Source organism: Bryocella sp., from assembly GCF_058498515.1.
In genome coordinates this window covers 60,302-72,932 of record NZ_JBMHYI010000005.1, presented here as the reverse complement: position 1 = coordinate 72,932, position 12,631 = coordinate 60,302, and the positions used below count along the sequence as shown (strand labels likewise).

Annotated in this window: 9 protein-coding genes; 6 read left to right on the top strand and 3 right to left on the bottom strand. The window is 65.1% G+C overall.

Translation table 11 applies throughout. The annotated features are described in order from the left end of the window. Positions 1-21: 21 nt before the first annotated feature. The gene (locus AC5E6W_RS01295; protein ID WP_491750448.1) at positions 22-1,389 is read right to left on the bottom strand and encodes a Zn-dependent hydrolase; all 1,368 of its coding nucleotides are present in this window, start codon (positions 1,387-1,389) and stop codon (positions 22-24) included. Between the two features lie 180 nt (positions 1,390-1,569). Between AC5E6W_RS01295 and AC5E6W_RS01290 the strand changes: the two genes are divergently transcribed. The 4 genes from AC5E6W_RS01290 to AC5E6W_RS01275 all read left to right on the top strand — a co-directional run bounded on the left by AC5E6W_RS01290 (position 1,570) and on the right by AC5E6W_RS01275 (position 7,082). Further along, on the top strand, positions 1,570-2,319 hold the full coding sequence (locus tag AC5E6W_RS01290; protein WP_491750447.1) for a hypothetical protein: 750 nt from the start codon (positions 1,570-1,572) through the stop codon (positions 2,317-2,319). Positions 2,320-2,512: 193 nt separating this feature from the next. Further along, positions 2,513-4,156 (top strand): cell division protein FtsZ, encoded by a 1,644-nt coding sequence (gene ftsZ, locus AC5E6W_RS01285; protein ID WP_491750446.1) that lies wholly within the window; start codon positions 2,513-2,515, stop codon positions 4,154-4,156. 401 nt (positions 4,157-4,557) lie between these two features. Further along, positions 4,558-5,655, top strand: coding sequence for a penicillin-binding transpeptidase domain-containing protein (locus AC5E6W_RS01280; RefSeq protein WP_491750445.1), 1,098 nt, complete (start codon positions 4,558-4,560; stop codon positions 5,653-5,655). A 128-nt stretch (positions 5,656-5,783) separates the two neighbouring features. Continuing rightward, positions 5,784-7,082 carry a GGDEF domain-containing protein gene (locus AC5E6W_RS01275; protein ID WP_491750444.1) on the top strand — a complete coding sequence of 433 codons (1,299 nt, stop codon included), beginning with the start codon at positions 5,784-5,786 and terminating at the stop codon, positions 7,080-7,082. 27 nt (positions 7,083-7,109) lie between these two features. Here the strand turns inward: AC5E6W_RS01275 and AC5E6W_RS01270 are convergent, their stop codons facing one another. After that, on the bottom strand, positions 7,110-8,624 hold the full coding sequence (locus tag AC5E6W_RS01270) for an outer membrane beta-barrel protein (RefSeq protein ID WP_491750443.1): 1,515 nt from the start codon (positions 8,622-8,624) through the stop codon (positions 7,110-7,112). 277 nt (positions 8,625-8,901) lie between these two features. Between AC5E6W_RS01270 and AC5E6W_RS01265 the strand changes: the two genes are divergently transcribed. Next, a complete protein-coding gene (locus tag AC5E6W_RS01265; RefSeq protein ID WP_491750442.1) occupies positions 8,902-10,602 on the top strand; it encodes an NAD(P)H-hydrate dehydratase in 1,701 nt (566 codons plus the stop codon). A 35-nt stretch (positions 10,603-10,637) separates the two neighbouring features. Continuing rightward, positions 10,638-11,099, top strand: coding sequence for a tRNA (adenosine(37)-N6)-threonylcarbamoyltransferase complex ATPase subunit type 1 TsaE (tsaE, locus tag AC5E6W_RS01260; protein ID WP_491750441.1), 462 nt, complete (start codon positions 10,638-10,640; stop codon positions 11,097-11,099). A 697-nt stretch (positions 11,100-11,796) separates the two neighbouring features. Here tsaE and AC5E6W_RS01255 read toward each other — a convergent pair. Next, entirely contained in the window at positions 11,797-12,630 is an 834-nt protein-coding gene (locus tag AC5E6W_RS01255; RefSeq protein WP_491750440.1) for a class I SAM-dependent methyltransferase, read from the bottom strand. Position 12,631: the final 1 nt, after the last annotated feature.

The window sequence follows — 12,631 nt, the reverse complement described above, 5'->3', positions numbered from 1 at the left end:
CAATTGCTGTGTCGACCCGGCCTAGTGCGGGTCGGGGTTGTTGTCGATTCGCAGCAGGGTCTGCGTGAGGACGTTCGCTCCGTTGGCGATGTCGGGCCAATGGGAGAGTTCCTTCGGCGAGTGGCTGATGCCGCCGATGCTGGGGACGAAGATCATGCCCATGGGCGTGAGGCGGGCGATCTCCTGCGCATCGTGACCGGCGCCGCTGGGGAGATGCATCGACGTAAAGCCGAGTGCGGCGATGGAGGCTTCGATATCCTGCTGGATCGTCTTATTCGCGAGTGCGGGCAATGTGCGCTGTACGCGGGTGAGGCTGATCTCGGTGTCGGTCTGCTTGGCGATCTGCTGGATGCGCAGGGTGATCTCCGCGCCCATCTGGTCGAGCTTGTCTTTGGAGAGATCGCGGAACTGGATGGAGAGGCTGACCTTTCCCGGAATCACGTTGGGAGCGTCCGGGGTGACCTCGAAGCGGCCGACGGTTCCTACCTGGCGGCCCTCCGTTGCGGTCGCAACGTCGCGCACGGCCTGCACGATGTAGGAGGCGGCGTAAAGCGCATCGCGGCGGCCGGCCATGGGGGTGGTGCCGGCGTGATTGGCGAAACCCTTGACCTCGACGGCGTAGTCATCGATGCCGACGATGCCATCGACGACGCCGATCTGGATGCCGGCCTTCTCGAGGTTGCCGCCCTGCTCGATGTGCAGCTCGAGGTAGCAGGCCATGGAGCCTGGTGGACGGCGCACCGCGGCCAGCTTGTCGGGGTCGCCGCCGATCTTGCGCAGGCCGTCGCGCATGGTGATGCCGTAGAAGTCGCGGTTCAGGGTGTCAGGGGTGGGTGTCTCGACCAGAGCGCCGCTGCCGTGGGTTCCGCCCTCTTCGTTGGACCAGATGGCGACCTCGAGCGGGTGGCGGGTCTGGATCTTCTGCTCGTTGAGGGTGCGGATGACTTCAATGGCGGACAGGGAGCCGACGTCGCCATCGAAGTTACCACCCCCGCGGACGGAGTCGATGTGCGAGCCGAGGACGATGGGCTTCTGCGAGGGGTCCGTGCCCGCGCGTTTGCCGATGAGGTTGCCTGCGGCGTCGATGTAGGGATCGAGCCCGGCATCGCGCATCAGGCCCATGACGTAGGCGCGGCCGGCTACATCGGCGTCGGAGTAGGCGACGCGGCTCACGCCATCGGCGAAGGTGCCTCCGGCGGGTCGGCCGAAGGTGCTCAGGGTCTCGAGGGACTGCTGCAGGCGGGCAGAGTTGACGCGGGCCTGCGCGGCGGATGCTGGCGCCTGGCCCGAGGCTGAGACGGCGAGAGAGCAGCAGGCTAGCCCCAGCGCAAAGGCAGCGGGGAATCGGGACAGCTTCATCGCATGCGTCGTCGGCACGACTCGCCTCATGGGGTCACCTCTGGAAAGCCTTGGTTTTTGCCAGCCTACACCCCACCGTGCCCACGCCAGTTTGAACTGGGCGGGAAACCGTTTTGCCGAGGGTACGTCTACTGAGAAGGACTGAAACTCCAACCCGGATTTGGGCGGCGCGCGAGACGATTCCTCGCTGCAGACGGTAGACTTGTACATATGATTTTCGGTAAGCGTTTTGGTGGGTGGAGGTCCGGCCTCGGGCTGGCCCTGGTTTCGTGTGGGCTGGCGGCATCTGGGCTGCTGGCCGTTCCTTCGGCCCAGGCGCAGGCTGGTGTGTATGTGGGCTATGCGGCGACGCGCATGAGCAGCATCTCCTGCCTCTCGGTCTCGGTGGCGTGCTCCAACGGCACGGCGGGGGTGAACGGCACGACCGTCTCCACCGGGCACCTGAATCCCTCGGGCATCTTCGTCGGCGGTTACTACGACTGGCGCAACTTTGGCCCGATCAAGCTGGGCTTCGACCTGCGGTACATGGACGCGCGCTCCAACAAGAGCGCTGTGAGCTCCGGCGGCGGCCCGAACATGGTCACCTCGAACACGGTGCTGGGCGGTGTGCGCGGTTCGGTGGGGACGCCGATCCACTGGCTTCGGCCCTACCTGCAGGCCTCCTTCGGGCGCACGAGCTCGAACGTCACCGAACCTCCCTGCGTCACCGGTGCAGGCGGCACGCTGCTCTGCGGCCCGACGAACGTGAACAGCCCCTCGCCCCGCCAGTACGACAGCTTCTTCACCGTCGAGGGTTTTGCGGGCGCGGACATTCGCATCTCGAGCATCCTGTCGCTGCGGGCCATCGAAGTCGGCTACGGCAACATGAACCGCTTCGGGGGCGGCACCAGCGGAACCACCAGCTCGGTGGGCCTCTCGTCTGTCGGCGGCGGGATCATCCTGCACACGCCTTCGCGGTAAGGGCTTCTGGATTCAGGCCGCAAGCCGCCTGCGGGCGGCTTGTGGCATTTGTGGACGCGGTGAAACGCATCACATCCCTGTAGCCCAACTGGGTGCCTGCGGGAAAGTTTGCGGAGAACTTTTCCTGCGTGGTGTTGCACAATGAGTTAACGCGGGCCCGGCCACGCGTGTGTCTGAAGGAGTCCTTTTCCCTATGTCCAGTCAGCCTGACGACGCGCTGCGAATTCACTATCACGATGAGGTTCAGCGCAACGCGCGCATCAAGGTCATTGGTGTCGGCGGCGGTGGCACCAACGCCGTGAACCGCATGATTGCCGCGGGTGTGGAGGGCGTGGAGTTCATCGCTGCCAACACCGACGCGCAGGCGCTCGAGCAGTCGCATGCTGCGGTAAAGCTGCAGCTGGGCGTGAAGCTGACCAGCGGGCTGGGCGCAGGAGCGAATCCCGACATCGGCCGCCGTGCGGCGCTCGAGGACTCCGACAAGATCATTGAGGCGCTGGAAGGCGCGGACATGGTGTTCATCACCACCGGGCTAGGCGGCGGCACCGGCACGGGCGCGGCTCCGGTCATCGCCTCGCTCGCCAGCGAGATGGGCGCGCTCACTGTTGCGGTGGTGACCAAGCCGTTCGCCTTCGAGGGCAAGCGCCGCACCAAGCAGGCCGACCGTGGCGTGCAGGAACTGCTGGAGTCGGTCGACACGCTCATTGTCATTCCGAACGAGAAGCTGCTGGCCGTGGCCAAGGATGCAGGCTTCTTTGAGAGCTTCCGCATCGCCGACGATGTGCTGCGCCAGGGCGTGCAGGGCATCTCGGACATCATCACCATTCCCGGCGTCATCAACCGCGACTTCGCGGACGTGAAGACGACGATGGCGGGCATGGGCTACTCCGTGATGGGCACCGCGGTGCGTTCCGGCCCGGACCGCGCCCGCGAAGCCGCGATGGCGGCGATGGCCTCGCCACTGCTCGAGGCCGGCGCGATCGATGGCGCCAAGGGCATCCTGATCAACATCACCGGCTCCAGCTCGCTGAAGCTGAACGAGGTCAACGAGGCCTCGACGATCATCCAGAACGCGGCCCACGAGGATGCGAACATCATCTTCGGCGCGGTGCAGGACGAGCGTATGGGCGAGGACGTGAAGATCACCGTCATCGCCACCGGCTTCCGCGACTCGCAGCCCGCGCGGCGGGAGCGCATGCTCTCGGGGGCGCTCGCCTCGTCGAGGGACATGGACGAGGAGCTCGACGAGCCCGTGCTGACGCCGGTCGCTCCGCGCGTCGCGAACGTACCCTTCGCCAGCGAGGTCCAGGCGGCGGCTGCACCGGTGGCTCCGCCGATTCCGGTCGTAGCTCCCACGGCTCCTGTGGGCGCAACGTCCGCGTCGAGCTTCCCATCGGCGAACCAGGGAGCGGTCCCCGTGCAGGAGCCGGCTCCCGGGTTTTCCACGGATGCCCGCCGCGAGGCGTACCGGGGAGCGTCGTCTTCCTCTGGCGGCTCCGCGACGTTGAACTTCGAGGATCCGCAGCCGCCCCGGCCGCGCCCGATGGATGCCTATACGCAGCAGGCGCCGCCGCGGATCGTGGCTCCGGGATCGTATGTACCTTCGGCCGCCAGCGCGCCGCCACCGGAGCTGGTGCCGGTACCGGCCTCGGTCTTCGATGATGATTTCTTCCGCAAGGCCAACGACGAGCTCCGCGCCGAACCTGAAAAGGTAACGCCGCCGGAGTCCGCGTGGCCGGAAGCCCGCATCCCAAGTTTTGCGGGCTATGCTGCAGACTCCGCGGACGATCACCACGATGAGCTGGAGATTCCGGCTTTCCTGCGGCGGAACCCATAGTGGCACCACCGCGCGGCGCGCATGCCCCTTTGGAGCTACAGCGCCGGACGTGGGTCGTCGATAAAAGAAAAGAAGTTTCAACCTCACACCTTCAGGTGGAGACGATCCGTCGTTCTTCACCGCTTCCGGGAGGGTCCTTCGGGCTCATGAAGCATTTGCCGTTCTCCAGGGTCATAGGTCTGCTCGCTGTTGGGATACTCACGCTGCTCGCTTCGGCTCCTGCGATTGCAGGGACGACAACGCACCGTCGCGTGGCAGTGAAGGCACACAGCGCGGGGCGGGCGAGCTCCCACGTCGCCGCGAGCCGCACCCATGCTGGAACGTCACGGGCTGCTGTTTCCCGCGCGGCTGAGTCCCGCGCTGCATCCCGTTCTGCCGGATCTCGCGGTGGGAGGGCTTCTTTGGCCGGCCGCAGAGGCGCGCGTGGCCGCGCAGTAGTTGCTGTCCCGGTGCGGGCGCGGCGAGTCTATGGCGAGCGCTTTACGGCCTCCAGCTTCGCCGACACCAACTCTGTCACCTCGGGCGACATCTCCGCTGGCGAAGATCCGGTGGTGCGTGCGGCGGCCCTCGAAGCTCTGGGCAACATGAATGGCACGGTGCTGGCGATCGACCCTTCCAGCGGCCGCATCCTCGCGATGGTGAACCAGAAGCTGGCGCTGAGCGCCGGTGCGGAGCCTTGCTCGACGATCAAGGTTGCCGTGGCGCTGGCGGCGCTCAAGGAAGGCCTGGTCAAGTCGGATACGCCGGTCAACCTGGGTGGACATTACTCGCTGGACTTGACCCATGCGCTGGCCAAGAGCGTGAACCTGTACTTCGAGGTGCTGGGACGCGCGATGGGCTTCGAGCGCGTGAAGCACTACGCCAATGAGTTCGGCCTGGGCGAGCTGGCGGGCTACAACATCCCCGGCGAGCAGCTGGGCACCTATCCCGATGTCGAGCTTCCGCAATCGCTGGGCGGGGTGGGCCGCATGTGCTCCTTCGGCGAGAGCATCTCGATGACGCCGCTGCAGCTGGGCGCGCTGGTCTCGGCGGTCGCGAATGGCGGCACGCTGTACTACCTGCAGCATCCGACCACGCCGGAGGAGTCCGCGGCGTTTGTGCCCAAGGTGAAGCGTCTGCTGGAGATCAAAGACGTGATCCCCGAGCTGCTGCCGGGCATGCAGGGCGCGGTGAACTTCTCGAACGGGACCGCTCGCTCGCTGCGCACCAACTTCCAGCAGTTTCCGGTCTTCGGGAAGACGGGCACGTGCTCGAACAACGGCACGCGCTTCGGCTGGTTCGTCAGCTATGGCGACGCGCCGACGGGCCGGATCGTGACGGTGATCTTCCTCGAGGGCGGGCGCCCGACCTTCGGGCCCAAGGCTGCCGAGCTTACCGGCGAGTTCTATCGCGCCATGTACGAGAAGAATTACTTTGCGGCGAAGCCTGAGGGGGCACGTGCGGCATCGGCTGCGATGGAGACCTCGATGGCAGCGGGGCAAGGGATCGGGATTCGATAGGGTACTGCGGAAGCCTTCTCTTGAAGGCTAGGGATGAGCCTCTCAGCCGGGACTCAGCCGAGACTCAACCGAGACTCAACCGGGAGATGTTCTAATCGGGCGAGGAGCTGCCGCTTCCTGCGGAACCCATGCTCACCTTCGATATCCGGGGCATCAGTCCCGTCCAACTCATTTACGCCATTACCTCCGTCCTGAACGTCGAGCTGGCGGCGTTTGCCATCGTCCTCGTACTGATGGCGGTGCGGGACTGGGAGAATCGCAGCTTTCGCTGGCTTGCGCTCAGCCATGTCGCCGGCTTTGCAGGCGCGCTCTTCGGACTCTTCGGCCGCGTTCTACCCTTCTGGTTCGTTGTTCCCATGGTGTGGGTCGCGCCTCCGGTCGCCTTTGCCTGCTACCACGCCGGGTTCATCCTCTTCCTCAATCGAGGCTCCCGCTCCCGCTGGGTTTCGCTGGCTCTTGTCCTGGTGGGACTGCCGTTCTATGTCTTCTGGTCGTTCCCCAATCACCCGCCGCACGGGCACATGGGCACGCTGCAGGACTTCCTCCTCGCTGTTCAGACCGCGCTCAGCGCCGCGCTGCTCTTCACCACGCGCGATCCCATCACCCGCTGGCCCCGCTATGTCCTGGCTACTCTCCTCACCATCTACTCCATGGTCGAATGCGCCCGTGTCGCTGTCTTTTTCGTGACCGGCAAGCTTCCGGACGCGGGGTATCCGCCGGTGGAATTCGCCAGCGGCATCGTCTACGTGATCGCTGTTTCCCTGTTGCCGTTCGCCTTTATCTGGATGCAGAACGCGCGGCTGTACGCCCAGATGACGATGCAGATGACGAGCGATCCGCTGACGCAGTTGCTCAATCGCCGAGGGCTCGCTGCCGCCGCCAACACGGAGATCGTCCGCTATCGTCGGCTCCGGCAGGAGTTTGCCGTCGCCATCATGGATGTCGACCACTTCAAGCGGTTCAACGATACCTTTGGCCATGCCGCCGGCGATGTCATCCTCTGCGAGATTGCGTCGCTGCTGCGCACCCGCGCCCGCCACAGCGACGCGCTGGCGCGCTTCGGAGGAGAGGAGTTCGTCCTGTTGCTGCCCTCCACCCCGCCGCATGGCGCCATGCGCCTGGTGGAGGACATCCGGCTCTTACTGGAGGGCCACGTCTTCCATCTCAGCGGCCAGCAGCAGGTCCACGTCCACGCCAGCTTCGGCATCACGGACAGCAAGGGGCGTGAAGACGTTACCTGGGAGACGCTGCTGTGCGAGGCCGATACGGCTCTCTACGCAGCCAAACGGGCTGGCCGCAACCGCGCATGCTTCTATGAACCCGGCCACGACGGACTGGGCCATGAGGGCCTCGCGACCTCCGCGCACCAGGGCTCGCTGCAGGACGTTTCGACGGCCAGCCAGAACGATGCCGGTAGTCGCGCCTGACGACTGAGAGGCTGGACGACGCCTCGCTTACCACGCTCCCTGTTTGCCGCCGTAGTACCAGACCATGCCCAGCGTCACGACGTCCTGGTGGTTGGTTGAGATATCGTTCGGGCCCTTCAGGAAGAAGGGCACGTTCGACCAGTCGCGGCGATACTCCAGGAAGCCCACGAAGCCATCCGCGAAGTTGTACTTGTACGCGATGGTCCCTTCCTTGAGCGCCTGCGGCCTGGCTGTGAAGAGGCCGTTGCGGTCGCTCACATATTCACCACGCACAGACAGCGTGGCCTTGGGGTTGAACTGGTACTGGGCGTAGGCCGCTCCGCCATCGAGGTGCGACGGCGCGGACGACTGACCCGGGCCCGCGTTACGCCACACCCGCGAGATGAAGTAGTCGCCTTCGCCCACCAGGGTGAGCTTGGGCGTGGGCTGGAAGGTCACGTAGTTGTCGATGATGTGGGTGCGTCCGTTGGGGGCAGGGTTGATCGGCGTCCAGCACAGGCCGGGCTGCGTGGGGATCGTGCAGTTCGTCGCCGCGGCGGCGTCGGGATTTTCCTGGCCGAGGTAGTAGTTCGAGGTCCAGGTGATCTTCTTCGTCGGCGAATAGACGAAGCCGAAGAGCTCATCCTTGAAGCTGTTGGTGGGCTCAGTCTGGTTGGTTCCGTTCACCATCCAGTAGTTCACGCTGAGCTTGTCGTTGACGGCGTAGTTGGCGCGCAGACCGGCGTGGTAGAAGGGCAGGAAGTTGAAGAAGAAGGCGCGGCTGTACTGCATCTGGTCCTTGGTGTAGTTGCCTTCGTAGCCCAGCGAGCTGGCCCACTTGCCCACGTCCACCGTGATGCCCTTGCCGACGGGAACGATGTAGCGTCCATAGGCCTGGAAGAGGTTGCGGTAGATGTCGGGGCGGTCCTCGTTGGCCGGGCTACCCTGCAGGGTAGCGGTCGCCTGGCCGAACATCAGGTCGAGCCGCAGGCCGTAGCGGCGGCCCGCGTTCAGGTCGGGGAGAAGCTCGAACATCACGTCCGCCTGGTTGATGCCGTAGACGTCGTCCAGCACGTCGTAGGCGTGGAGGTAGTTCACGCGGCCCACGGGCTGGTTGGCGTTGTAGCCGATGTAGCTGTCCACCATGAGATTGATGGTGGAGCCGCCGGGCAGGACCAGCGGCGTTGGTGCTGCTACAGGGCTCGCGACTGCGGCCGGGGTTACCGGGGCGGGCGCCGACGTTGTCGATGTCGATGTTGGTGGCGGGGCGGGACTCGCGGTCGAGGCCAACTGCACCGGCTGCGGCGCGCTCACGGCGCCAGGCGTACCGGTCGTGTGGGCCTTCTCGGCCGCGATCAGAGCCTTCAGTTCATCCAGCTCGGCCTGCAGCTGGTCGGCACGGTGCTCGAGCGTGCTCATCCGGTCGGGCGCCGGCGTGGCGGGGGCTGGACTCTGGGCTATGACGGCAACCGCTCCCGTAGCCAGAGCGAGCACGGCAGTGGCCAGGCTTCGACGGAGCGTGCCTCGACGGAGCAGGCGGCGGAACGGGGAGGTGCGGAGCACGTGCTGCTTCGCACGAAGGCGAAAGTTTATCGGATGGTGGGACATGAAGCTCCTCGGCATCAACGCGGCTGTCACAGTTCCCGTGTTCTATCGTCAGCAGGCGGGGAACGGTGAAAGACTGTTCTAAAGGGCCAGCGCGTGATCCCGACCGGGGAGCGAACGCAAGGCCGCAGCGTCGATTACAGCAGTCGCTTCATTAGGAAGTAGCAAAATCTTTGGTCGTCACGAAGTCCGGGTGCCTCATAAGGGACATGTCCGGCCGCAAGGAAGCTCGAGCATGAAGATTCTCTCCGCCCAGGATATGGCGGCCGCGGACAAACGCGCGGTCGAAGCAGGCACTCCCGTGTCCACGCTGATGCACAACGCTGGTTTGGCTGTGGCGAAGTTCTGCCTGCGGCGTTATTCCGGCGAAGGCCTGATCGTGGCGCTGTGCGGCAAGGGCAATAACGGCGGCGATGGCATCGTCGCGGCGCAGGAGCTGGCTCGCGCTGGGAGGACGGTTCGCATCGCACTGTTGGGGGCTGTCGCCGAGCTGAAAGGCGAGCCCGCCGAGGTGCTGGCGGCCGCGGGAAAGCCGGGCGGGCCTGAGATTGTCGAGGTGACGGACGAGGCTGGGCTGCGCGCTGCGCTCGAAGGCGCGGCGCTCGTGATCGACGCCATTGTGGGCACAGGCTTCAAGCCGCCGCTGCGCGGCCTGGCTGCGACGGCGCGCGATGTCCTTGCCGCCAGCCAGGTCACGGTCGTCGCGGTGGACCTGCCCAGCGGCTGGGACGCCAACGCGTCCACGTTGCGCCAGGGCCATGCCGAGGACCCCGCGTCGCAGCCCTTCCGGGCCGATGCCGTCGTCACCTTTGCCGCGCCCAAGCTCGCGCATATCTTCGGTTTCCTCACTACGGGCGGCGCCGCGAAGTTTGCGGACAACTTCGGCCCGGTGGTGGTCGCGGACATCGGCATCCCGCGCGGGGCGGTTCAAGCCACCACGGGGCTCAACTGGGGCGGCGCCTCGAAGGCCATCGCCGAGATCCCGCGTGGGGTCGACGGCAACAAGGGCCGCTTCGGGCATGTGCTGATCGTGGGAGGATCGCTGGGCAAGGCCGGAGCGCCCTCCATGGCGGCGCTGGCGGCGTTGCGGGCTGGCGCTGGGCTGGTTACGGCGGCTGTTCCGCGGGAGGTGCTGCCCACGGTGGCTGCCGTAGCGCCGGAGCTGATGCTCACGCCGCTGGAGATGGCTTCGGACTTCGATGGCTCGGGGCTGGACTCGCGCCAGCTCATGGGAGACAAGCTCCATACCCTGCTGAAGGGCATCAATGTGCTCGCCGTGGGTCCGGGGCTGGGTCAACTCGGTGAGACGCCGGAGTTTGTCCGCACGCTGCTGGAGCGAACCAGCCTGCCGCTGGTGCTGGATGCCGACGGGCTGAATGCCATCGCCGCCGATATGAGCAGCCTGCAGGAGGCCTCCGACACGGCCCGCCGGCTCGGCAAACCGCGCACCATCGTGCTCACGCCGCACCCGGGCGAGATGGCCCGGCTGACGGGAATGAGCGTTCGCGAGGTCGAGTCCGACCGGCTGGGCGTGGCGCGGCGCTTTGTGCGCGAGTACGGGGTGACGCTGGTGCTCAAGGGCTGGCGGACGCTGATCGTCAGCCCGGGTGGCCGCATGGCGGTCAACACCACGGGCAATCCCGCCATGTCCAAGGGCGGCAGCGGCGATATCCTCACCGGGATCGTCGCCGCGATGCTGGCGCAGTACGCGGTGGAGAAGGATGGCAGCGTCCCCGACCCGGCCCGCGTGGCGCAGGCGGTGGAGGCCGCGGTCTTCCTGCATGGGCTTGCGGGCGATTTTGCGACACTGGCGCAGGATGAGCACACCGTGCTCGCCACGGACACCGTGGATCATCTCGCCGACGCCTTCCGGGCGCGGCTTGCCGACGAGGATGGACTTACCTGGATCACCGGCCTCGCGGGCCGCAACCGCTGATTCCCCTGAGAGGAAGAGAAGCTGAAAGGACGAGAATGACGGCTTACACGCGCGAAAAGCGCCTGCGCACCCGCTCGGTTGCGGGCACCCATGCGCTCGCCGAGACGATTACGGAGATTCTTCGATCCGCCGGCAAGGGCCCGCGGCTGGTCATCCTGAGCGGGGAGCTCGGCACAGGTAAGACGACGTTGGTGCAGGGCATCGCCGCCGCGCTGGGCGCGACCCAGGAGGATGTCTCCAGCCCCACGTTCACCCTGCTGCACGAGTACCCCACGACCAAAATCCCCCTTGCGCACCTGGATCTCTACCGGCTGGAAGACGAGCGCGAGCTGGAGGGAATCGGGTTGTGGGACCTGGCCGGGCGCACGGAGGACTCGCTGATCCTCGTCGAGTGGGGCGAAAAGTTCCCGTCAGTCGTGGAGCGAGCGGATGCCGAGATCGTGTTGAGTCACGGCGAGAACGACACCGAACGGCTTTTCCATGTGCGTTGGCGTTAGAGAAATTGTGAAAATATATCTCGAACTTATCCAATCGGCATCGTGAATTGACATTGCTGTATTGCATCGCAGAGTGGGACGAGATTGCCGGTTAACAGCGAAGGCCGCACCCTGGGGTGCGGCCTTCGCTGCGATCGTGATGATTCTTCGAGGCTTACAGCGAGCGCCAGTTCGAGTTGGTGCGCGAACGGATGCCGATGAAGCTGGGAACGAAGATGGTAGCGGCGGAAAAGAATGCGATTGCGAAGGTGTACATGCGAGTTTCTCCTGTGGCGCGCGCACGGGGCGGCGACGCCGAACCCATAGAGGGTGTTGTAGTTAGGTGTCATCAGCGATGGCGGTACTGAGATCTTGACTCAGCCGTCTACAGCCGCTGGCTCATGGTTTTAGGTCCCTGGAAGTGTGGCGCGTCCCCGATCGCGGGTCGCAGCGTACTAACTTCAGCTTTGAAGCCCAGAAAACCCTGTACTTATAAGATCGCTCGATCGACGGAAAGATTCAACTGTAATCGACCGACTTGTCCGTTATCCGAACGGTTATTTTCAGATTTCCGGCCAAACTCACTCATCGTACATATAGCAGTACGGCGGTCCCCTGCTACAGGTTCCAACATCGGCAGATATTTTTTGTAATTCTCTGTAACTGAATTCCGGCAGAAAGTTAGGAGGGCGATTCGGGAATCATCGCATCGCGATTCTTATCGCTTCCCGGCCTTCTTTGCGGAGGGCTTCTTCGTCCCAGCCTTCTTGGCGGCGGCCTTTGCTGCGGCTTTGGCTGCGGCCTTCTTCGGAGCCGGCCGTCCGGCGCTCTTCGGCTGACCGACGTACCGGTAGATGGCGCAGAGTTCGTCGCCTGTGGAGCCGTACTCCATCTGCTGCTCGATCTCGGCCACATCCGCGAGGTGATCCTCCGCCGACATGGGCACCTTGCCGAACCATACCCGCTCGAACGCCGGGTGCTTGTCCAGCCAAAGATCATGCTCCGTGTTGGCGTAGAGCAGGTCGAAGGGGTGCGGATTCTCCTTGAGAGTCGCCTCCACGTGCGCTATGAAGCGCTGCAACACCGGAAGCTCAAACGGGTGGAAGAGGAACGCCAGGCAAGGGCCGGCGGGCAGCAGGTGCTTGGTGGCGTCGCCTTCGATGAGCATCAGCGGCGCGAGTTCATCGTTGTCCGGATGCTGCTCGAACTTGGCGATGTTGGCCTCGGCGACGCGAGCCAGCTTGGGGCTGAGCTCAATGCCTTCCACGCGACGGAAAGGATATTGCGAGGCGACCAGCATGGCGCGGCCTTTGCCTGCTCCGACGTCCAAGAAGACCGTCTGCTCAATCTCGGTCTCAGGCTCGGTGCGCGTCAGCCAGACATCGAGCAGCGCATGCAGGATGCTGGGCGCGATGCCGTAGTAGGCGGTCAACTCCTCGACCTTGGCCCCGGTGCCGCGTGCGATCACCCGCCCCGCGATCAGGCCGGAGGTCTCCGTCCCGAACTTGAGGTCGAAGGGATGCACAACGGAAGCGGTACGAGAGGATGCCACT